The sequence below is a fragment of the Streptomyces sp. NPDC048650 genome (assembly GCF_043199095.1).
Lineage (GTDB): Bacteria > Actinomycetota > Actinomycetes > Streptomycetales > Streptomycetaceae > Streptomyces.
On sequence record NZ_JBICVM010000009.1, the window covers coordinates 68,035 to 88,020 of the forward strand.

The window sequence follows — 19,986 nt, forward strand, 5'->3', positions numbered from 1 at the left end:
GCCGCAGGGCCGTCGAGCGGCAACTCGACGGCCCCGTAACGGCGGCCGGAACACCTCGCCGACAGGCGGGTTCCCACGAACCGATCCACCAGGAACAGGAGGGTAGTTCATGCTGCCCGAAACCGAACCAGATGCCCGGCCCGGCCTGGTCACCGCACTCGCCGGCTGGTCGACGCGGCATCGCGCGGCAGCGATCGGCGGCTGGCTGGCACTGGTCGTCCTCGCCGTCCTCGCCGGCGCACTCGCCGGCGGTGAGGGCGCACATGCCGTCGACCCCGGTGAGGCGGGGCGCGCCCAGCAGCGGGTGGACGCGCTGCACGCGGACGACTCGGTACGGGAGAACATCCTGATCCGACCGGCCGGGAGATCCGGGGCCCCCGGCTTCTCCGGTGATTCCCGCCTCGAATCGGCGGCACAGGACCTGGTGTCCGAGTTACGCCGGTCACCGCAGGCCGTGCACGACGTCGGCTCGCCCCTGGGTGCCCACGGCGCCCGCTGGATCTCCCGGGACGGCCGCTCCGGGCTGGTCACCTTCGAAGTCCGGGGCCCGGACGAGAGCTTCGACGGCCACGTCGCGGCCGCGGAGCACGCGGTGGCGGTGGTGCAGAAGCGCCACCCCGGCGTGCGCCTCCTCCAGGCGGGCGACAGCTCCCTTTCCGCCGCCGTGAACGACGGGATCAAGGGCGACCTGAAGAACGCCGAGACGACGTCCCTCCCGCTCACCCTCCTCGTCCTGCTCGCCGTCTTCGGCTCGCTGATCGCCGCCGGGATACCCCTGCTGGTCGCGGCGACCACCGTGGCCGCCACCTTCGGCCTGCTGCAACTGGTCGGCCGATGGGTGCCGTTCAACAGCGCGGCCTCCGCGATCGTGCTGCTGATCGGCATGGCCGTCGGCATCGACTACTCGCTGTTCTCGCTGCGGCGCGTACGGGAGGAACGGGCCGCCGGGCACGAGGTGCGGGAGGCGTTGCGGATCACGGCGGCCACCTCGGGCCGTGCCGTCGTCGCGTCCGGGCTGACCGTGATGATCTGCATGCTCGGTCTGCTGTTCACCGGCGTGGACGTCTTCACGGGCCTGACCGTGGGCACACTGCTGGTCGTCGGCCTCGCGGTGCTCGCCTCGGTCACGGTCCTGCCCGCCCTGCTCTCCGCGCTCGGCGACCGCGTGGACAAGGCGCGGATACCGTGGCTCGGCCGCCGTATGACGGTGCCCAGGGAGTCGAGGTTCTGGGGCGGGGTGACACGAGCGGTCGTTCGGCGGCCCGTTGCGGCCGGCGGCTCGACGGCGATCGTGCTGGTTCTCCTGGCGGTGCCCGCGCTGGGGCTCCGCCTTCAGGACGCGCCGGTGACCGCCAGCCTGCCGGCCGGCGCCTCGGCCGCGGTGGACGCCGCACGGCAGATGCAGCGGGCATTCCCCGGCGCGGCGACCGCGGCGCGGGTGGTCCTCGACCGGAAGGACGGGGCGGCGGCTGACGGGCCCACCGTCCGCAAGGCCCTCAAGGGGCTGCACGAACAGGCGGCCGCAAGCGGGGGAGCGCTCCGCGAGCCCATCACCGCGGTGCCGGTCGGCGACGGCCTGGTGGTACGGGTGCCGCTGGGCGGCGCCGTCACCGACCCGGCCGCCGACCGCGCCCTGACCACGCTGCGCGAGCGGGCGCTGCCGGCCACCGTCGGGGCGGTCCCGGGCCTGCGGTACGCCGTCGCCGGAAGAACCGCCATGCCGCACGACTTCGCCGAGCAGGTGAACGCCAGGACTCCGCTGGTCATCGCCTTCATCCTGGCCCTGGCGTTCGTCCTGCTGGCGGCGGTGTTCCGGTCGTGGACCATCCCGTTGGCCTCGATCCTGCTGAACGCGCTGTCCATCGGGGCCGCGTACGGAGTGCTGGCATGGGTGTTCCAGGGCGGCAACCTGGAATCCCTCCTCGGATTCACGTCCTACGGAGGCGTCGTCAGCTGGCTGCCGCTGTTCATGTTCATCATCCTGTTCGGGCTGAGCATGGACTACCACATCTTCATCCTGAGCCGGATCAAGGAGCGCCGGCTCGGCGGTGCCCCGCCCAGGGACGCCGTCGTCTCCGGCGTCGCCGCAAGCTCCGGGGTGGTCAGCAGCGCCGCGCTGATCATGACCGGTGTCTTCGCGGTCTTCGTGACGCTGTCGGCCATCGAGTACAAGATGCTCGGCCTGGGCATGGCGCTGGCGGTGCTGCTGGACGCCACCGTGGTGCGGGGCGTGCTGCTGCCCGCCGCCATGGCCTTGCTGGGAGAGAGGGCCTGGCCCGCGCCCCGGCCCACGGCGTCTCCCGTACCAGGACGCCGGGGGCCGGGCGGGGAATCAGTCCGCCAGCACCCGGGTCCGGCACTCGGCGGGCGTCCCCCAGGCGTCCCGTAGGGCGCGGGCCTTGCGGATCCACAGGGAGAGGTCCAGCTCGTCGGTGTAGCCGAGGGCGCCGTGGAGCTGGAGTGCGGCGCGCGCCGCGGCATGGCAGGCCTCGCCCGCCGCGACCTTCGCCGCGGCGATCTCCCGGCCGGCGGACGGGGCGTCGGCCGCCAGGGCCAGCGCCGCCGCATGCACCAGGGGCTGCGCGAACTCCAGCCCGACGAGGGTGTCGGCGAGCCGGTGCTTGACCGCCTGGAAGGAGCCGATGGGCACCTTGAACTGGGTGCGCTGCTTGACGTGGGCGACGGTCCCCGTGAGCAGGGCGCGGCCCAGGCCCAGCGACTGCGCGGCGGTGGCCAGCCGTGCGACGCCGAGGGCGTGCGCGGTGGCCGCGGTCACCGCCGGGCCCTGGGCGAGGACGGCGCCGTCGAGAGGACGGGCGAGCCTGCGGGCGGGATCGAGGGACGGCTGGACGGGGCCGTGGTGCGTGGCGAGCCGTACGGTGTCGTCCTGGAGGACGAGGACGACGTCGGTCGCGTCCGCGTCCAGGGCGAACGGAGCCTGTGCGCAGAGGCCGACGACGGCCTCACCGGAGGCGATCCGCGGCAGCCACTCCCGGGCCGCCCCGCTCTCTCCCAGGTGGTTCAGGAAGGCCGCCGCGGCCACCGTTTCCACCAGGGGGCCCGGCACCGCATGGCGCCCCAACTCCTCGACGGCCACGACGAGTTCGACGGGGAGCAGCCCCGTCCCGTCGTACGCCTCGGGCACCGCGAGGCCGAACACCCCCGCTTCCGCGATCCGGGCCCACAGTTCGCGGCCCGGCTTGTGGTCGCCGGCCGCCCAGGCCCGGATGACGGCCGGGGTGCCCGAGGCGCCGAGCATGCCGTCCACGGTCCGGCCGAACGCCCGTTGTTCGTCGGTCAGGAGGAACCGCATCACCGGCGTCCCTTCGGCAGGCCGAGCAGTCGCTCGGCGATGATGTCGCGCTGGATCTCGTTGGTGCCGGCGTAGATCGGGCCGGCCAGGGAGAAGGTGTACCCCTCGGCCCAACTCCCGTGATCGGGCGCTTCCGCGGCGTCGTCGGCCAGGGTGCCGTACGGGCCGAGCAGATCGAGGGCGGTCTCGTGCAGGGCGATGTCCAGCTCGGACCAGAAGACCTTGTTGAGGCTCGACTCGGCGCCGAGGGAGCCGCCGTCGGCCACCCGGGAGGCGTTGGCGTAGGTGAACAGCTGGTAGGCGCGGGCGCCGATCACGGCGTCGGCGACCCGGTCGCGCAGCGCGGTGTCGGAGGGGGCCACGCCCGCGCGCCAGAGTCCGGTCAGCCGGTCGGCGGCCGCCGTGAAGCGGCCGGGGCTGCGCAGGGTGAGCCCGCGTTCGTTGCCGGCCGTGCTCATCGCCACCCGCCAGCCCAGGCCCGCCTCGCCGATGACGTCCGTATCCGGTACGAAGACCTCGTCGAGGAAGAGTTCGGCGAAGGCGGGCTTGCCGTCGAGGCGGCCGATGGGACGGACCGTCACGCCCGGCGCGTCCAGCGCGAACATCAGGTAGGTGAGTCCCTGGTGCGGCTTGGGGGTGCCCGGTTCGCTCCGGAAGAGTCCGAAGGCGCGGTCGGCGAAGGCGGCCCGGGACGACCAGGTCTTCTGTCCGCTCAGCAGCCAGCCGCCGTCGGTCCGGACGGCCGTCGAGCGCAGCGATGCCAGGTCGGAGCCCGACTCCGGCTCCGACCACGCCTGCGCCCAGATGACCTCGCCGCGCGCCATCGGGCCCAGGACGCGGGCCCGCTGTTCGTCCGTGCCGTGCTCGAAGAGGGTGGGGGCGAGGAGGTTGATGCCGTTCTGGCCGACCCGGCCGGGCGCGCCCGCGGCGTAGTACTCCTCCTCGAAGATCAGCCACTCGAGGAGCGAGGCGCCCCGGCCGCCGTACTCCCGCGGCCAGGAGACCGCCGACCAGCGGTCCGCGGAGAGTGTGCGCTCCCACCCGCGGTGGGCGGCGAAGCCCTCCTCGGTCTCCAGCGAGGGGAGGGGATCGGTGGGTACGTGGGCGGCGAGCCAGGCGCGGGCCTCGGCGCGGAAGGCGTTCTCGTCGGGGGTGAAGTCGAGGTCCATCAGGCTTCCGCCTTCCCGGGCTGTGCGGGACGGTTCCCGGAATGCCGCCGCATCGCCTTGATGTCCATGCCGCCGAGCGAGTCCTGGGCCGTCTCGGCGTTGTGTGCATGCGCGAGGTGGTGCAGGCCGAAGACGGAGTCCAGGCCGCCGTGCAGGCCCTGGAGGTCCTCGGCCTGGTTCACGGCGCGCTTGGTGAGGGCGAGGCCGAGGCGCGGCATCTCGGCGATGCGCAGTGCCAGTTCCTCGGTGCGGGCGGCGAGTTCGCCGGGCGGTACGACGCGGTTGACCATGCCCACCTCGTACGCCCGCCGGGCGCTCATCCGGTCCCCGGTGTAGAGGAACTCCTTGGCGATGCGCGGCGGCATCACCCACGGGTGCGCGAAGTACTCGACTCCGGGGATCCCCATCCGCACGACCGGGTCCGCGAAGAAGGCGTCCTCGGAGGCGACGATCAGATCGCAGATCCAGGCGAGCATCAACCCGCCCGCCACGCAGGCGCCCTGTACGGAGGCGATGACCGGCTTGGGCAGTTCCCGCCAGCGGCGGCACATGCCCAGATAGACCTCGGACTCGCGGGCGAACCTGCTCTCGGCCCCCGTCTTGTCCGAGTGGTCCCACCACAGCCCCGCCTTCCGGTCGAAGGGCAGGTGCGCGTCGCGCTCGGGGGTGCCGATGTCGTGGCCCGCGGAGAAGTGCCGGCCCTCGCCGGCCAGCACGACGACCTTGACCTCGCTGTCGTCCGCGGCGCGGTAGAAGGCGCGGTCCAGGGCGTAGGTCATCGCGGAATTCTGGGCGTTGCGGTAGTCCGGCCGGTTCATGGTGACGGTCGCGATCGGCCCTTGCCGGGCATAGCGCACGGGCTCGTCGTCGTGGGCAGCGGTCATTCTCCGCCCCTCCTTCCCTCACAGGCAGCTTCCCTAACAAGTGTTTGGTAGGTTAACGTACCGCCATGAGCAGCGTCGAGGCCCCATCCACCGTCGAGAGCTTCCGCACCGCATTCCGCACCTGGCTGCGGGCCCACCTCACCGGCGAGTTCGCCTCGCTGCGCGGCCGCGGCGGCCCCGGCCGGGAGCACGAGGCGTTCGCCGAACGCCTCGCCTGGGAGCGGCACATGGCGGCCGCCGGCTGGACCTGCGTCGGCTGGCCGGTGGAGTACGGCGGCCGCGGTGCGACCCTGGAACAACAGGTCGCCTACCACGAGGAATACGCCCTCGCCGACGCCCCGGCGCGGGTCAACCACATCGGCGAGCAACTGCTCGGCCCCACCCTCATCGCCTTCGGCACCCCCGAGCAGCGCGCCCGCTTCCTGCCGTCGATCGTCGCCGTGGAAGAACTGTGGTGCCAGGGATACAGCGAGCCGGACGCGGGCTCCGACCTGGCGAACGTCCGCACCCGCGCGGTACGCGACGGGCCCGGCGGCGACTGGATCGTCGACGGGCAGAAGATCTGGACGTCACTGGCCCACGAGTCGCAGTGGTGCTTCGTCCTGGCGCGGACCGAGCCGGGCTCGGCCCGCCACCGCGGCCTGTCCTACCTCCTGGTCCCCCTCGACCAGCGCGGCGTCGACGTCCGGCCCATCGTCCAGCTGACCGGCACCTCCGAATTCAACGAGGTGTTCTTCGACGGGGCCCGGACGCCCGCCGAGCACATCGTGGGCGCCCCCGGCGACGGCTGGCAGGTGGCCATGGCCACCCTCGGCTTCGAGCGCGGGGTCTCCACCCTCGGCCAGCAGGTCGCCTTCCGCCGCGAACTGGAGAGCCTGATCGACTTGGCCCGCCGCAACGGCGCGGCCGACGACCCGCTGATCCGCGACCGGCTGGCCCAGGCATGGATCGGCCTGGAGACCATTCGTTTCAACGCCCTGCGGATGCTCGACGGCGCCGCCGCCGGCGCCCCCGGACCCGAGGCGTCCATCGGGAAGATCTTCTGGGCCACCTGGCACCGCGACCTGGGCGAACTCGCCATGGACATCTGCGGCGCGGGCGGCACGCTGGCCGCCGGCGCGCCCTACGAACTGGACGACTGGCAGCGGCTGTTCCTGTTCTCCCGCGCGGACACCCTCTACGCCGGCTCCAACGAGATCCAGCGCAACATCATCGCCGAGCGCGTGCTCGGCCTGCCCAAGGAGGCCCGCGCATGAGCTCCGCACCCCCGCCCGCCTACGTGCCCGGTCATGACCTGCTCGCCGGCCGGACCGCCGTCGTCACCGCCGCGGCCGGCGCCGGGATCGGCGGCGCCACCGCCCGCCGCCTCCTCGAAGAGGGCGCCCGGATCGTCGTCGGCGACGCGCACGCGCGGCGGCTGACGGAGAGCGTGGCCGCGCTCGCCGCGGAGTTCGGCACGGACAGGGTGGCCGGCCTGCCCTGCGACGTCACCGACGAGGCGCAGGTCGAAGCCCTCCTCGGCCTCGCGGTGGAGCGCCACGGCCGCCTCGACATCGTGGTCAACAACGCCGGGCTCGGCGGCACCGCCGACCTCGTCGAGATGACCGACGAGCAGTGGGACAAGGTCATCGACGTCACCCTCAACGGCACCTTCCGCGCCACCCGGGCCGCCCTGCGCCGGATGCGGGCCGCGGGCAACGGCGGCGTGATCGTCAACAACGCCTCCGTCGTCGGCTGGCGCGCCCAGCGCGGCCAGGCCCACTACGCCGCCGCCAAGGCCGGCGTGATGGCCCTGACCCGCTGCGCCGCGATGGAAGCCGCGGAGTACGGCGTACGGATCAACGCGGTCTCGCCCAGCCTCGCCATGCACCCGCACCTGGTCAAGGTCACCACCCCCGAGTTGCTGGCCGAACTCACCGAGAAGGAGGCGTTCGGCCGCTACGCCGAACCCTGGGAGGTCGCCAACGTCATCGTCTTCCTGGCCGGCGACTACGCCTCGTACATGACCGGGGAGACCGTGTCCGTCAGCTCCCAGCATGCCTGAGACCCGCCGGCGCCAACTCCTCGCCACCGCCGCGGAGGTGTTCGCCGCCCAGGGCTACAACGCGACCACCGTCCGGCAGATCGCGGACGCGGCCGGCCTGCTCGCGGGCAGCCTCTACTACCACTTCGACTCCAAGGAGTCGATGCTCGACGAGATTCTCGCCACCTTCCTGGACGAACTGCGGGCCGGCTACGACGCGGTGCTCGCCGCCGGCCTCCGCCCGCGCACCACCATCGAGGCCCTGGTCACCGAGTCCTTCCGGGAGATCGACCGGCACCGCGCCGCCGTCGCCATCTACCAGAAGGAGGCCAAGCACCTGGCCGCCCAGCAGCCCCGCTTCGGCTATCTCGCCGACGCCCAGCGCCACTTCGAACGGGCCTGGCTCGGCACGCTGGAGCGCGGCGTGGCCGCCACCGACTTCCGGGCCGATCTCGACCTCCGGCTCACCTACCGCTTCGTCCGCGACACCGTCTGGGTCGCCGCCTCCTGGTACCGGCCCGGCGCGGAGCACAGCCCCGAGGAGATCGCCCGCCAGTACCTCGCGATGGTCCTGGACGGCATCGCCGCACGGAAACCGACCGGCACATCCGCACCATCCGACTGAGGAGAGAACCGCATGACCGAGGCGTACATCGTCGATGCGCTGCGCACACCCGTCGGCAAGAAGGGCGGTGGGCTGGCCGCCGCCCACCCCGCCGACCTCGGAGCCCACGTACTGAGGGCGCTGATGGCACGGACCGGTGCCGATCCGGCCGCCGTCGAGGACGTCGTCTTCGGCTGCCTGGACACGGTCGGGCCGCAGGCCGGGGACATCGCCCGGACCTGTTGGCTGGCCGCCGGCCTCCCCGAGGAGGTGCCCGGCGTCACCGTCGACCGGCAGTGCGGCTCCTCGCAGCAGGCCGTCCACTTCGCGGCCCAGGGAGTCCTCTCCGGCACCCAGGACCTGGTCGTCGCGGGCGGCGTCCAGAACATGTCGCAGGTCCCGATCGCCTTCGCCAGCCGTCAGGCCGCCGAACCGCTCGGCCTGATCGACGGCCCGTACGCCGGCTCGCGTGGCTGGCGGGCCCGTTACGCGGACGCCCCCGTCAACCAGTTCCACGGCGCCGAACTGATCGCCACCAAGTGGGGCATCTCCCGTGCGGACATGGAGGAGTTCGCGCTCCGCTCCCACCGGCGGGCCGTCCGCGCCATCGACGAGGGCCGCTTCGAGCGGGAGATCGTCGCCTACGGCGACGTCACCGTCGACGAGGGACCGCGCCGCACCACCTCGCGGGAGAAGATGGCCGCGCTGGCGCCCGTCGTCGAGGGCGGCCGGCTGACCGCGGCGGTCTCCTCACAGGTCTCCGACGGCGCCGCCGCCATGTTGCTGGCCTCGGAGCGGGCGGTGGCCGAACACGGCCTGACCCCGCGGGCCCGTATCCACCACCTCTCGGTGCGCGGCGAGGACCCGATCCGGATGCTCTCCGCCCCGATCCCCGCCACCGCGTATGCGCTGAAGAAGGCCGGCATGGCGATCGGCGACATCGACCTGGTCGAGATCAACGAGGCGTTCGCCCCGGTGGTGCTGGCCTGGCTGAAGGAGACCGGCGCCGACCCGGACCGGGTGAACGTCAACGGCGGCGCCATCGCGCTGGGGCACCCGCTCGGCGCGACCGGGGTCCGGCTGATGACGACCCTGCTGCACGAACTGGAGCGCACCGGCGGCCGGTTCGGGCTCCAGACCATGTGCGAGGGCGGCGGCCAGGCCAATGTGACCATCATCGAGCGCCTGTGATGCGCTGGGACGCCGAGACCGACCTGTGCGTCGTGGGATTCGGCGCCGCCGGAGCGTCCGCGGCCATCGAGGCGGCGGACGCGGGCGCCGAGGTCCTGGCCCTGGACCGCTTCGGCGGGGGCGGCGCCACGGCGCTGAGCGGCGGCGTCGTCTACGCCGGAGGCGGCACCCCCCAGCAGCGCGCGGCCGGAGTGAGCGACACCCCGGACGCCATGTACGCCTACCTCCAGGCCGAGACCCAAGGCGTGGTGAGCGATGCGGTACTGCGCAGGTTCTGCGCGGACAGCGCCGCCAACCTGGCCTGGCTCCAGGAGAAGGGGGCCGTCTTCGAGGGCACCCTCTGCCCGTTCAAGACCTCTTATCCCACGGACGACCACCTCCTCTACCACTCGGGCAACGAGCAGTTCCCGCCCTACAGCGACCTCGCGCCGCCCGCACCCCGCGGCCATCGCAACAAGGCCCGGGGGCTCGCTTCGGGCAAGGTGCTCTTCGGCCATCTCGCGTCGGCGGCACGGGCCCGTGGCGTCACCCTGGCCCCCCGGGCCCGCGCGCGGCGGCTCCTCCTGGACGGGGACCGCGTCGTGGGCGTGGAGTACAGCCGGCTGACCGGTGCCGCGGCCCGGGCACACCGGGCGCTGTCCGCGCCCTTGGGCAAGGGCGGCAACTACTACCCGCAGGGCGTGCGCGCCCTCGCCCGTGCCGTGCGCCGGCTGGAGCAGGGCGCCGCGACCTTCACCGTACGGGCCCGGCGTGGGGTGGTGATCGCGGCGGGCGGCTTCGCCTTCGACCCGCGGATGATGGCCGAGCACGCCCCGCAGTACCTGGCCGGCCGTCCACTCGGCACCATCGGTGACGACGGCGCCGGTATCCGGCTCGGGACTTCGGCGGGCGGCGCGACCGCGCATCTGGACCGGGTGTCCGCCTGGCGCTTCTTCTCCCCGCCGGCTTCGCTCGGTCGCGGACTGCTGGTCGACCGCGCGGGCCGGCGCATCTGCAACGAGCTGCTCTACGGCGCCGAGATCGGCGACCGCATGGTGACCCACCACGGAGGACGGGCGTACCTGGTGGTCGACCATGCGGTCTGGGAGCGGGCGAGGAAGGAGCTGCGCACCCAGACGGTGTTCTTCCAGAAGGCGCAGATGGGCTACCTGTTCGCGCTGGGCCGCCACCGGGCCGCCACCCCCGCGGCCGCCGCGACCCGCGCCGGAATCGACCCGGAGGGCCTGACCCGCACTCTCGCTGCCTACAACGCGTCGGCCCGCGCGGGCCGCCCGGATCCGCTGGGCAAGCCCGCGGACCACGTCCAGGCGCTGGACCGGGGCCCGTACTACGTCCTGGACTGCTCGCTGGGCAGTTCGCTCTTCTACCCCTGCCCGGTGCTCACACTCGGTGGCCTGCGGGTGCACGACGACTCCGGGCTGGTGCGGCGCGCGGACGACTCCGTCATCGACGGGCTGTACGCGGCGGGCCGCAGCGCCGTCGGGGTCTGCTCCCACAGCTATGTCAGCGGCCTGTCTATCGCCGACGCGGTGTTCTCCGGACGCCGTGCCGGGGCGCACGCCGCCCGCTGAACGGGCGGCGGCCCCGGGCCGGTCAGCGCAGCAGGCGGGCGCGGATCCGGCCCAGGGTCGCCTCGTCCAGCCCCAGACCCTTGGTGAGATAGCCCTGAATGCCGCCGTACTCCTTGCGCAACGCCGACAGGCCCGCTTCCAGGTAGCTCGTCCGCACGTCCTGGAGCGGCCGCAGCAGATCCGTGTCCCGCATCATCCCGGCCTTCCTGAGCCCGGCGTTGACCTTGGCGTCGGCCGGCCGCCGGAGGGTGTTGGAGAGCAGGTAGTCCTGCACGGCGGCGGAGTGCGGGACACCGAGCAGGCGCAGCAGGAGATAGCTCAGCCAGCCGGTGCGGTCCTTGCCCGAGGTGCAGTGGAAGAGCAGCGGGAGCCGCCCGTCGTGCGCGATGTCCGCCAGGACGGCCTTGAAGTGGGCACGGTTGCGGGCGTTGGCGACGAACCCCGGGTAGATCTCCCGCATCCGGTGTTCCGCCTTGCCGTCGCCGAGCCGTTTGCGCTGCTCCGCAGGGTTCCTGGTGGCGACGGCGGACTGCATCGCCTGGAACAGGCCGGTGTCGTCGACGGGACGCGAGGTCACCGTGAGGCCGTGCGGCAGCCGGTCCGCACCGTCGAACCGCAGCTCCGCCGGGACGCGCAGGTCCACGACGGTGTGCAGCTGGAGAGCGGCCAGCGTCCGCAGGTCGGCCGGGGTCAGCTTGGCGAGCGAACCGGCGCGGAAGACCCGGCCGTGGCGGACCACGCGGCCGTCGGCGGTGCGGTAGCCGCCGAGGTCCCGGACGTTGACCGCGCCCCGGAGCTCGACGCGGTGCACGTGGGTCGTCCCGGCGGCCGGGGTGTGCCGCGCGGATGCGGGCTCTCCGTCGGACTTCTCGGGCTTGTCGGATCCGCAGGCGGTGAGTCCGCCGACGCCGAGGGCGGAACCGAGGAGGAGGGCGGTGGCGCGGCGACGGGTGGGAGACACGCGGCGGCTCCGGGTGTGGGAGGGGAGGGGACGGGAGGAAGGAGAAGAGGGGCCCGCCGGACCGGCGGAAGGTGTCGCCGCCGGCCCGGCGCTGCGGAGTGGAGAGGTGTGCCAGGAGAGTGGGTCAGCGTGGCAGGGCGGCGAGGGTCGCGTCCGCCTCGGCCATGATCCGGTCGACGAGTACGGCGCAGGAGGGCAGATCGTCGATCAGCCCGGCGATCTGGCCGGAGGCCATCACGCCCAGGTCGGTACGGCCGTCCACCATCGAGGCTTTCAGCAGCATCGGGGTGTTGGCCGCCAACAGGACCTGGCTCCACGTCAGTTCTTTGCCGTGTTTCATCGCCAGGCCGTCGCGGACCAGCTGCGCCCAGCTCAGTCCCGACAGCTTCTTGAACGAGGCCGCGTGCCGCACCGCCTTGACCAGCGCGGCCGTGCGCCCGGACCGCTCCAGCGCCGCGACCAGCTCGCTGCGCAGCATCCGGTGCGGCAGGCCGTCCACCTTCGTGGTGACGGTGATGTCCTTGACCGATGCCTCCAGATAGCGGGCCTGGACGGCCTGCGGCACGGTGCTGTCGGAGGTCAGCAGGAAGCGGGTTCCCATGGCGACCCCGGCCGCGCCGTATGCCAGCGCGGCGACCAGGCCGCGCCCGTCGAAGAAGCCGCCGGCGGCGATCACCGGGATGTCGACGGCGTCCACGACTTGGGGGAGCAACACCGTGGTGGCGACGTTCCCGGTGTGACCGCCGCCCTCGCCGCCCTGGACGACGACCGCGTCCGCACCCCAGGCCGCGACCTTCTCGGCGTGCCGGCGGGCGCCGACGGACGGAATGACGACGACCCCCGCGTCCTTGAGCCGGGCGATCAGCTCACGGGAGGGCGCCAGCGCGAACGAGGCGACCCGCACCCCCTCCTCCACGATGATCCGCACGCGGTCCCCGGCATCCCCCGCGTCCGCGCGGAGATTGACCCCGAACGGCTCGTCCGTCCGGGACCTGACCTCGCGGATCGAGTCCCGCAGTTGCGCGGGGGTCATGGTGGCCGAGGCGAGGACGCCCAGGGCGCCCGCGTTCGCGGCGGCCGAGACCAGCCGCGGCCCGGCCACCCATCCCATGCCGGTCTGCACGATCGGATGCCGCACACCGACCAGCTTCGTCAGCGGCGTCGAGATGCTCACGAGGGCACCTCGCGGTCGCGCAGGCCCTTCGGGTCGATGACCTCGCGGATCAGGCGCAGTTCCTCGGCGGTGGGCTCACGGGTGCAGGGGACCTCGTCGGGCCGGGACAGCGGGAAGCCGGTGGCCTCCTGGAGCTCTTCCGGCGTCACGCCGGGGTGCACGGACGCCAGCCGCATGGTGCGCTCGGGGGTCTCGAAGTCGAGGACGCCGAGGTTGGTGACGACCCGCGGGATGCGGTGGTAGCGGGTCGCCGACGGCCCGGCCCCGGCGGCGCTGTCGTATCCGACGCCGCTGATCATGTCGACCTTCTCGACGAAGACCCGGGTCGAGTGCCGGGGGACCCAGTAACTGACGGGATTGTTGAGGGTGTTGACGGGTGCGCCGCGGACGCCGAGGAGTTGGCGGGCGGGCTGCCGCCAGTCGCCGATGCAGGAGATGTTCTGGTTGCCGAACCGGTCGAGCTGGCTGGCGCCCATCATCACGTGGCGTTTGCCGCCGGTGACCATGGCCAGGTGCTGGCGGTACGGCAGCCACCCCTCGACCTCGCCGTCGAGGCCGACGATCATCGCCTCGCCGTCGGTGAGGAGCAGGTCGGGGGAGAAGGTGCGTTTGGCGAGCCGGGCGCCGATGGCGGGGATCGTGCCCATCGGGCTGGCGAGCACCTCACCGTTGTCGCGCCAGGCGTCGGCGCAGGCGACCACGGAGTACTCGGCCCGGGTCGTTGTCGTCGTCCTCACTTCTGCTCCTCGTGCCAGGCGTGGACCGCGGACTGGTAGGTCTTCTCGTCCCCGTGCAGGAACCGCTCGGCGAACTCCGGCCAGGGGGTGGTGGCGTACAGCTTCTGGAAGGGCTCGTCACGGTCGTAGTCGGGGACACAGGAGGTGAAGTGCGCGCCGTGCGGGGTCTCGACGACCCCGGTGACCGTGTGGCGCTTGACGAGCAGGCTCTGCGGGGCGGCATCGGCGAAGGTGTCCACCAGCCGCTCGCAGGAGACGTACGCGCTGTCCGCGGCCTCGCAGAACAGGTCGTCGAAGTACGGGTCGGGGCCCAGGTACTGGCCGTTGCCGAGCCGGTCGGCGCGGTTGACGTGCACCAGTGCCGCGTCCAGGCGCAGGGCCGGCATCGCGACGAAGGTCTCGCCGTCCTCGTACGGAGAGGTCACCGTCCTGAGGTCGGGGTTGACGCGCATGACGTCGGAGCCGAGGCCCGCGCGTACGGGGAGGAAGGGCAGACGGTTCGCGGCGGCGTGCAGGCCCCACATGAACATCGCCTCGTCGACCTCCCGCAGCGTGAACGCGCCCCGCTGGCGGGCCGCGCGGAAGTGCGGTTCGAGGGGGATGGAGTCCAGCGTCGCGAACGGGGCGACGAGGGTGGCGATCTTCCCGGCCGCCGCGAGCAGGCCGACATCGGGGCCGCCGTAGGAGACGACGGTGAGATCGGTGATCTCGGAGCGGAGCAGCGCCCGCACGAGCGCCATCGGCTTGCGGCGTGCGCCCCAGCCGCCGATCCCGACGGTCATGCCGCTGTCGAGCCGGGCGACGACGTCCTCGGGTGTCATGGTCTTGTCGGTCAAGGGTCAGCCCTCCTTGTTGTCCGTGCCGAAGGTGTCGCGGACGCGGTCGGCGACTCCGCTGAGGTTCGCCTCGAAGGTGAAGCCCTGCTCGAAGCGGTAACTGCGGTGGACGTCGACGGGGTCGATGCCGTTGATGGCGGCCTTGGCGAGGCGCAGGAGAGTGCCGTCCTTCCGGGCGATCTCGCGCGCCAACTCCCGTGCCGCGTCCATCAGATGAGCGCGTGGGACCACCTTCCAGACGGAGCCGTGGGCGTGCAGTTCGGCGGCAGTGGCGGTGCGCGAGGTGTAGTAGAGCGTCCGCATCAGGTGCTGGGGGACGAGCCGGGCCAGGTGGGTGGCCGCGCCGAGCGCCCCGCGGTCCAGCTCCGGCAGGCCGAAGGTGGCGTCCTCGCTCGCCACGATCGCGTCCGCGTTCCCGGCGAGCCCGACGCCGCCGCCCAGGCAGAAGCCGTGCACCGCGGCGACGACCGGCACCTCGCACGCGTAGACCGCCGAGAACGCCGCCGCACAGCCGTGGTTGGCGCCGATCAGCGCGCCGTGGCCGCCGGCCTCGGTGTCCCGCTGCATCTCCTTGATGTCGACGCCCGCATTGAAGCCGCGCCCCTCGGCGGCGAGTACCACGCAGCGCACCGCCGGGTCGCGGCCGGCCGCGCGGACGGCGTCCGCGAGGTCGTACCAGCCCTGGACGGGAAGGGCGTTGACCGGCGGGAAATCGACGGTCACGACCGCGATGCCCCGGTCCGGACCGGAGGTGGAGACACCCATGAGCAGATCAGCTACCTTTCCACCAAGCGTTTGTTAGGTAGCGAAGTTAGCAGCGGATCGCTCGCTGCGGGAGGGGTGTCCCATGAGCCTGACCCTCGACCTGGCCGGCCGGGTGGCGGTGGTCACCGGCGGCACCAGAGGCGTCGGAGCGGGCATCGCCCGCACATTCCTGCAGGCCGGGGCGGAGGTCGTGGTCTGCGCCCGCAGACCCCCCGACACCCCCGTCGAGGCCGGCGGCCGCACCGCACATTTCCGCTCCGTCGACCTCCGCGACCCGGCCGCCGTACGGGACTTCTTCGCCGACGTCGCGGCCGAGCACGGCCGCCTGGACTGCCTCGTCAACAACGCCGGAGGCACCCCCTACCGCCTCCTCGGCGAAACCGACGCCGCCCGCCACGCCAGGGTCGTCGAACTCAACCTCACCGCCCCGATGACCGCCTCACTCGCCGCGTACGACGTCATGCGCACCCAGCACGGCGGCGGTTCGGTCATCATGATCGGCAGCGTCAGCGGCACCCGCCCCTCGCCCGGCACCGCCGCCTATGGCGCCGCCAAGGCGGGCCTGGACAACCTCGCCCGCTCCATGGCCGTCGAATGGGCCCCCGCCGTCCGCGTCAACACCCTCGTCCTGGGCATGGTGCGCACCGAACTCTCCGCCCTCCACTACGGGGACGAGACGGGTCTCGCGGCCGTCGGCGCCACCGTCCCGCTGGGCCGGCTCGCCGAGCCCGCCGAGATCGGCGACGCCTGCGTCTTCCTCGCCTCCGACCGCGCCGCGTACGTCAGCGGCGCCAGCCTGCTCGTCCACGGCGGCGGGGAACGCCCCGCCTTCCTGGACGCCGCCACCGCCAACCACCCCGAAGACCGCAAGGAGAAGTGACATGACCGGAATCTGCAGCGGACGCGTCGCCGCCGTCACCGGAGCCGGCCGGGGGCTGGGCCGCGCGCACGCGCTGGCCCTGGCCGCCGAAGGCGCACACGTCGTGGTCAACGACCTCGGCGTGGCGGCCGACGGCGCCGGGGCCAGCGCGGGGCCCGCCCAGCTGGTCGTCGACGAGATCCGCGCCCTCGGCGGCAAGGCCGTCGCCCACACCGGCGACATCACCACCACCGACGGCGCCGCCTCGCTGGTCGCGACCGCGCTCGACACCTTCGGCCGCCTCGACGCCCTCGTCAACAACGCCGGATTCCTGCGCGACCGGATGCTCGTCAACCTCGGCGAGGACGACTGGGACGCCGTCCTGCGGGTCCACCTCAAAGGTCACTTCCTGCCGCTGAAGCACGCCGCCGCGCACTGGCGCAGCGAGGCCAAGGCCGGCCGCACACCCGACGCGCGGGTCGTCAACACCAGCTCCGGCGCCGGCCTGCTCGGCAGCGTCGGCCAGGGCAACTACGCCGCCGCCAAGGCCGGCATCCTCGGCCTCACCCTCGTCGCCGCCGCCGAGATGGGCCGCTACGGCGTCCAGGTCAACGCCCTCGCCCCCTCCGCCCGCACCCGGATGACCGAGCAGACCTTCGCCGAGGCCATGGCCGCGCCCGGCGCAGGGGAGTTCGACGCGATGGCACCGGAGAACGTCTCGCCCCTGGTGGTCTGGCTGTGCTCCGCCGCCAGCGACCAGGTCACCGGCCGGGTCTTCGAGGCCGAGGCCGGCCGGATCACCGTGATGGAGGGCTGGCGCCCCGGCCCGACCGTCGACAAGGGCGCCCGCTGGACCCCGGCCGAGGCCGGCGACACCGCCCGCGAGCTGCTGGCCGCCGCCGAGCCGCCGCAGCCGGTGTACGGGGCGCGCTGACGGCCCCGGGCGCGCGGCCCTCCGCCCGGAGCCGCCCGCCCGAGCGGCGGCCACCGACGGAAAATCCCGCACGGCGCCGACGGAAAATCCCGCACGGCGCCGAATTCCCGCTCAGCGGGAACACACCCTCCCCGCCCGCAGCCCACCCCGCTTAGCCTCCCCGGACGAACCGACCGCCCCGCGGAGGACCACCCCATGCTCACGGACCGCCAACGGCACCTCGCGGCAGAACTGCTCCGCGACGCCGAGCGCACCGGCGCCCCCGTCGCCCCTCTGATCGACGTGTTCCCGGGCATCGACGCCGAGGACGCCTACGAGATCCAGCTGATCAACATCCGGGAGCGGTGCGCGGCCGGCGCCGCCGTCACCGGCCACAAGGTCGGACTGTCGTCCCCGGTCATGCAGCAGATGATGGGCGTCGACGAACCCGACTACGGCCACCTCCTCGACGGCATGGAACTGCACCAGGACCGGCCCGTGCCCGTGAGCCGCTACTGTGCCCCGCGCATCGAGGTCGAGGTCGGGTTCGTCCTCGGCGACGACCTGCCGGGCGAACGGTGCGAGGTGGCCGATGTGCTCGCCGCCACCGAACGGGTCGTGCCCGCACTGGAGTTGATCGACAGTCGGATCCGCGACTGGCACATCGCCCTGCCCGACACCATCGCCGACAACGCCTCCTCCGCCGGATATGTCATCGGCGACGGTCGCGACCCGCGCGAACTGGACCTCAGGGCGATCGACGCGGTGCTCACCGACGGCACCCGGCAGCTCGCCGCGGGCCGCAGCGACGCCGTCCTCGGCGATCCGGCCATCGCCGTCGCCTGGCTCGCCCGTACCGTCGCCCGCTTCGGGGTGCCCCTCAAGAAGGGGCACCTGGTGCTGCCCGGTTCCTGCACCCGCGCCGTCGAGGTGACGGCCGGAGCGACCTTCACCGCCGACTTCACCGGGCTCGGCCCGGTCTCCCTCTCCTTCACCTGAGGTGATGATGACCAGCAAGACCACGACGCCGGACGGGACCGTGCCACCGGTCCCGTCCAAGGCGACCGCCGCGATCGTCGGATCCGGCAACATCGGCACCGACCTGCTCTACAAACTGCGCCGCTCCCCGTACATCGAACCCCGCTGGATGATCGGCGTCGACCCCGGGAGCGAAGGGCTCGCCCGCGCCCGCGGCGCCGGCCTGGAAGCCAGCCACGAAGGCGTCGACTGGCTCCTCGCCCAGGACGACCGGCCCGACATCGTCTTCGAGGCCACCTCGGCCCCCGTCCACCGCGCCAACGCCCCGCGCTACGCGGAGCTCGGCATCAAGGCCGTCGACCTGACCCCGGCCGCCGTCGGCCCCGCCGTCGTTCCGCCCGCCAACCTCCGCGAGCACCTCGACGCCCCCAACGTCAACATGATCACCTGCGGCGGGCAGGCCACCATCCCCATGGTGTACGCCGTCTCCCGGGTGGTCCCCGTCCCGTACGCCGAGATCGTGGCCTCGGTGGCCTCCGTCTCCGCCGGGCCCGGCACCCGCGCCAACATCGACGAGTTCACCCGCACCACCGCACGCGGCATCGAGACCATCGGCGGCGCGGGGCACGGCAAGGCGATCATCATCCTCAACCCCGCCGAGCCACCGGTCATCATGCGCGACACCGTCTTCTGCGCCCTTCCCGAGGACGCCGACCGGGCCGCCATCGCGCAGTCCATCAAGGAGACCGCCGAACAGGTCGCCACCTACGTACCCGGCTACCGGCTGCGCACCGAGCCCCAGTTCGACGATCCGACGCCGGTCAGCGGCGGTATGGCCAGGGTCGCGATCTTCCTGGAGGTCGAAGGCGCCGGCGACTTCCTGCCGCCCTACGCCGGCAACCTCGACATCATGACCGCCGCCGCCACCAAGGCCGGCGAGGAGTTCGCGAAGGGCATGCAGGCATGACGACTCCCAGGACCTACTCCGACACGCTGGACATCCGCGTCACCGACTCCTCCCTGCGCGACGGATCGCACGCCAAGCGGCACCAGTTCACCGGCGAGGACGTACGGTCCGTCGTCGCGGCCCTCGACGGCGCGGGCGTACCGGTCATCGAGGTCACCCACGGCGACGGGCTCGGCGGCTCGTCCTTCACCTACGGCTTCTCCCGCGCCCCCGAACAGGAACTCATCAAGATCGCGGTCGATACCGCACAGCGGGCGAGGATCGCCTTCCTCATGCTGCCCGGCCTCGGCGTCAAGGACGACATCCGGGCCGCCCACGGCAACGGCGCACGCATCTGCCGGATCGCCACCCACTGCACCGAGGCGGACATCTCCGTCCAGCACTTCGGGCTCGCCCGCGACATGGGCCTGGAGACCGTCGGGTTCCTGATGATGGCGCATTCCACCACCCCCGAGCAGCTCGCCCGGCAGGGCCGCATCATGGCCGACGCGGGCTGCCAGTGCGTCTACGTCGTCGACTCGGCCGGCGCCATGGTCATGGACGACGTCGCCGACCGGGTCACCGCCCTGGTGACCGAGCTCGGCGACGACGCCCAGGTCGGCTTCCACGGCCACGAGAACCTCGCACTGGGCACCGGCAACTCCATCGCCGCCATCAGGGCCGGCGCCCTCCAGATCGACGGCTCCACCCGGCGTCTGGGCGCGGGTGCCGGCAACACTCCCGTCGAAGCGCTGGTCGCGGTCTGCGCCAAGATGGGCATCCGCACCGGCATCGACGTCCTTCGGATCATCGACGCGGCCGAGGACGTGGTCCGCCCTGTGATGGACGAAGAGTGCCAACTCGACCGGCTCGCACTGCTGATGGGCCATGCCGGCGTCTATTCCAGCTTCCTCAAGCACGCCTACCGGCAGGCCGAACGCTACGGCGTCTCCGGCGCCGACATCCTGCTGCGGGCGGGCGAACGCCGTCTCGTCGGCGGCCAGGAGGACCAACTCATCGACATCGCCGTCGAACTCGCGGCACAGAAGCAGTAGGGAGAAC

Annotated in this window: 19 protein-coding genes; 11 read left to right on the forward strand and 8 right to left on the reverse strand. The window is 72.8% G+C overall.

All coding sequences use genetic code 11. The features are described from left to right. Positions 1–109 precede the first annotated feature (109 nt). Entirely contained in the window at positions 110–2,389 is a 2,280-nt protein-coding gene (locus tag ACGFML_RS24840; RefSeq protein ID WP_393547135.1) for an MMPL family transporter, read from the forward strand. On the opposite strand, the gene ACGFML_RS24845 is transcribed toward ACGFML_RS24840, so the two are convergent. From ACGFML_RS24845 to ACGFML_RS24855, 3 genes are read right to left on the reverse strand one after another with little or no spacing between them, the layout of a single operon-like run. After that, positions 2,333–3,313 carry an acyl-CoA dehydrogenase family protein gene (locus tag ACGFML_RS24845; RefSeq protein WP_393547137.1) on the reverse strand — a complete coding sequence of 327 codons (981 nt, stop codon included), beginning with the start codon at positions 3,311–3,313 and terminating at the stop codon, positions 2,333–2,335. The two genes, ACGFML_RS24840 and ACGFML_RS24845, sit on opposite strands and share 57 nt — an antisense overlap. Then, complete coding sequence (locus ACGFML_RS24850; protein WP_393547139.1) at positions 3,313–4,482, reverse strand: acyl-CoA dehydrogenase family protein; 1,170 nt, start codon at positions 4,480–4,482, stop codon at positions 3,313–3,315. Before ACGFML_RS24850 ends, ACGFML_RS24845 begins: the two co-directional genes overlap by 1 nt. Further along, entirely contained in the window at positions 4,482–5,366 is an 885-nt protein-coding gene (locus tag ACGFML_RS24855) for an enoyl-CoA hydratase (RefSeq protein ID WP_393547141.1), read from the reverse strand. The genes ACGFML_RS24850 and ACGFML_RS24855 overlap by 1 nt, the downstream gene beginning before the upstream one ends. Positions 5,367–5,431: 65 nt before the next feature. Between ACGFML_RS24855 and ACGFML_RS24860 the strand changes: the two genes are divergently transcribed. Genes ACGFML_RS24860 through ACGFML_RS24880 form a run of 5 tightly spaced genes read left to right on the forward strand, consistent with a single transcriptional unit; the run spans position 5,432 to position 10,755 of the window. Continuing rightward, positions 5,432–6,622, forward strand: coding sequence for an acyl-CoA dehydrogenase family protein (locus tag ACGFML_RS24860; protein WP_393547143.1), 1,191 nt, complete (start codon positions 5,432–5,434; stop codon positions 6,620–6,622). Beyond that, positions 6,619–7,410 carry an SDR family oxidoreductase gene (locus ACGFML_RS24865; RefSeq protein ID WP_393547145.1) on the forward strand — a complete coding sequence of 264 codons (792 nt, stop codon included), beginning with the start codon at positions 6,619–6,621 and terminating at the stop codon, positions 7,408–7,410. The genes ACGFML_RS24860 and ACGFML_RS24865 overlap by 4 nt, the downstream gene beginning before the upstream one ends. Then, positions 7,403–8,014 carry a TetR/AcrR family transcriptional regulator gene (locus ACGFML_RS24870; protein WP_393547146.1) on the forward strand — a complete coding sequence of 204 codons (612 nt, stop codon included), beginning with the start codon at positions 7,403–7,405 and terminating at the stop codon, positions 8,012–8,014. Before ACGFML_RS24865 ends, ACGFML_RS24870 begins: the two co-directional genes overlap by 8 nt. Before the next feature lie 12 nt (positions 8,015–8,026). Continuing rightward, the gene (locus ACGFML_RS24875; RefSeq protein ID WP_393547148.1) at positions 8,027–9,184 is read left to right on the forward strand and encodes an acetyl-CoA C-acetyltransferase; all 1,158 of its coding nucleotides are present in this window, start codon (positions 8,027–8,029) and stop codon (positions 9,182–9,184) included. Continuing rightward, complete coding sequence (locus ACGFML_RS24880; RefSeq protein WP_393547150.1) at positions 9,184–10,755, forward strand: FAD-binding protein; 1,572 nt, start codon at positions 9,184–9,186, stop codon at positions 10,753–10,755. Before ACGFML_RS24875 ends, ACGFML_RS24880 begins: the two co-directional genes overlap by 1 nt. Positions 10,756–10,777: 22 nt before the next feature. On the opposite strand, the gene ACGFML_RS24885 is transcribed toward ACGFML_RS24880, so the two are convergent. From ACGFML_RS24885 to ACGFML_RS24905, 5 genes are all read right to left on the reverse strand, one after another. Continuing rightward, entirely contained in the window at positions 10,778–11,716 is a 939-nt protein-coding gene (locus ACGFML_RS24885) for a tyrosine-protein phosphatase (protein ID WP_393547152.1), read from the reverse strand. A gap of 124 nt (positions 11,717–11,840) precedes the next feature. After that, positions 11,841–12,884, reverse strand: a complete 1,044-nt coding sequence (locus ACGFML_RS24890) for an NAD(P)H-dependent flavin oxidoreductase (protein ID WP_393547535.1) — start codon at positions 12,882–12,884, stop codon at positions 11,841–11,843. 2 nt (positions 12,885–12,886) lie between these two features. After that, positions 12,887–13,627, reverse strand: coding sequence for a CoA-transferase subunit beta (locus ACGFML_RS24895; protein WP_393547154.1), 741 nt, complete (start codon positions 13,625–13,627; stop codon positions 12,887–12,889). Beyond that, positions 13,624–14,463 (reverse strand): CoA transferase subunit A, encoded by an 840-nt coding sequence (locus ACGFML_RS24900; protein WP_393547156.1) that lies wholly within the window; start codon positions 14,461–14,463, stop codon positions 13,624–13,626. Before ACGFML_RS24900 ends, ACGFML_RS24895 begins: the two co-directional genes overlap by 4 nt. 3 nt (positions 14,464–14,466) lie before the next feature. Continuing rightward, the gene (locus ACGFML_RS24905) at positions 14,467–15,228 is read right to left on the reverse strand and encodes an enoyl-CoA hydratase family protein (RefSeq protein WP_393547157.1); all 762 of its coding nucleotides are present in this window, start codon (positions 15,226–15,228) and stop codon (positions 14,467–14,469) included. An 82-nt stretch (positions 15,229–15,310) separates the two neighbouring features. Between ACGFML_RS24905 and ACGFML_RS24910 the strand changes: the two genes are divergently transcribed. The 5 genes from ACGFML_RS24910 (at position 15,311) to dmpG (ending at position 19,979) form a co-directional block, all read left to right on the forward strand. Then, positions 15,311–16,108 (forward strand): SDR family oxidoreductase, encoded by a 798-nt coding sequence (locus ACGFML_RS24910; protein ID WP_393547159.1) that lies wholly within the window; start codon positions 15,311–15,313, stop codon positions 16,106–16,108. A gap of 1 nt (position 16,109) precedes the next feature. Beyond that, entirely contained in the window at positions 16,110–17,021 is a 912-nt protein-coding gene (locus ACGFML_RS24915) for an SDR family oxidoreductase (protein WP_393547161.1), read from the forward strand. Between the two features lie 195 nt (positions 17,022–17,216). Beyond that, a complete protein-coding gene (locus tag ACGFML_RS24920; RefSeq protein WP_393547163.1) occupies positions 17,217–17,999 on the forward strand; it encodes a 2-keto-4-pentenoate hydratase in 783 nt (260 codons plus the stop codon). Between the two features lie 4 nt (positions 18,000–18,003). After that, complete coding sequence (locus tag ACGFML_RS24925; protein WP_393547164.1) at positions 18,004–18,945, forward strand: acetaldehyde dehydrogenase (acetylating); 942 nt, start codon at positions 18,004–18,006, stop codon at positions 18,943–18,945. Further along, positions 18,942–19,979, forward strand: a complete 1,038-nt coding sequence (gene dmpG / locus ACGFML_RS24930) for a 4-hydroxy-2-oxovalerate aldolase (protein ID WP_393547166.1) — start codon at positions 18,942–18,944, stop codon at positions 19,977–19,979. The genes ACGFML_RS24925 and dmpG overlap by 4 nt, the downstream gene beginning before the upstream one ends. Positions 19,980–19,986: the final 7 nt, after the last annotated feature.

Coding starts and splice junctions, on each gene's coding strand:
- ACGFML_RS24840 (WP_393547135.1), top strand. CDS start 110: ATGCTGCCCGAAACCGAACCAGATGCCCGGCCCGGCCTGGTCACCGCA.
- ACGFML_RS24845 (WP_393547137.1), bottom strand. CDS start 3,313: ATGCGGTTCCTCCTGACCGACGAACAACGGGCGTTCGGCCGGACCGTG.
- ACGFML_RS24850 (WP_393547139.1), bottom strand. CDS start 4,482: ATGGACCTCGACTTCACCCCCGACGAGAACGCCTTCCGCGCCGAGGCC.
- ACGFML_RS24855 (WP_393547141.1), bottom strand. CDS start 5,366: ATGACCGCTGCCCACGACGACGAGCCCGTGCGCTATGCCCGGCAAGGG.
- ACGFML_RS24860 (WP_393547143.1), top strand. CDS start 5,432: ATGAGCAGCGTCGAGGCCCCATCCACCGTCGAGAGCTTCCGCACCGCA.
- ACGFML_RS24865 (WP_393547145.1), top strand. CDS start 6,619: ATGAGCTCCGCACCCCCGCCCGCCTACGTGCCCGGTCATGACCTGCTC.
- ACGFML_RS24870 (WP_393547146.1), top strand. CDS start 7,403: ATGCCTGAGACCCGCCGGCGCCAACTCCTCGCCACCGCCGCGGAGGTG.
- ACGFML_RS24875 (WP_393547148.1), top strand. CDS start 8,027: ATGACCGAGGCGTACATCGTCGATGCGCTGCGCACACCCGTCGGCAAG.
- ACGFML_RS24880 (WP_393547150.1), top strand. CDS start 9,184: ATGCGCTGGGACGCCGAGACCGACCTGTGCGTCGTGGGATTCGGCGCC.
- ACGFML_RS24905 (WP_393547157.1), bottom strand. CDS start 15,228: ATGGGTGTCTCCACCTCCGGTCCGGACCGGGGCATCGCGGTCGTGACC.
- ACGFML_RS24910 (WP_393547159.1), top strand. CDS start 15,311: ATGAGCCTGACCCTCGACCTGGCCGGCCGGGTGGCGGTGGTCACCGGC.
- ACGFML_RS24915 (WP_393547161.1), top strand. CDS start 16,110: ATGACCGGAATCTGCAGCGGACGCGTCGCCGCCGTCACCGGAGCCGGC.
- ACGFML_RS24920 (WP_393547163.1), top strand. CDS start 17,217: ATGCTCACGGACCGCCAACGGCACCTCGCGGCAGAACTGCTCCGCGAC.
- ACGFML_RS24925 (WP_393547164.1), top strand. CDS start 18,004: ATGATGACCAGCAAGACCACGACGCCGGACGGGACCGTGCCACCGGTC.
- dmpG (WP_393547166.1), top strand. CDS start 18,942: ATGACGACTCCCAGGACCTACTCCGACACGCTGGACATCCGCGTCACC.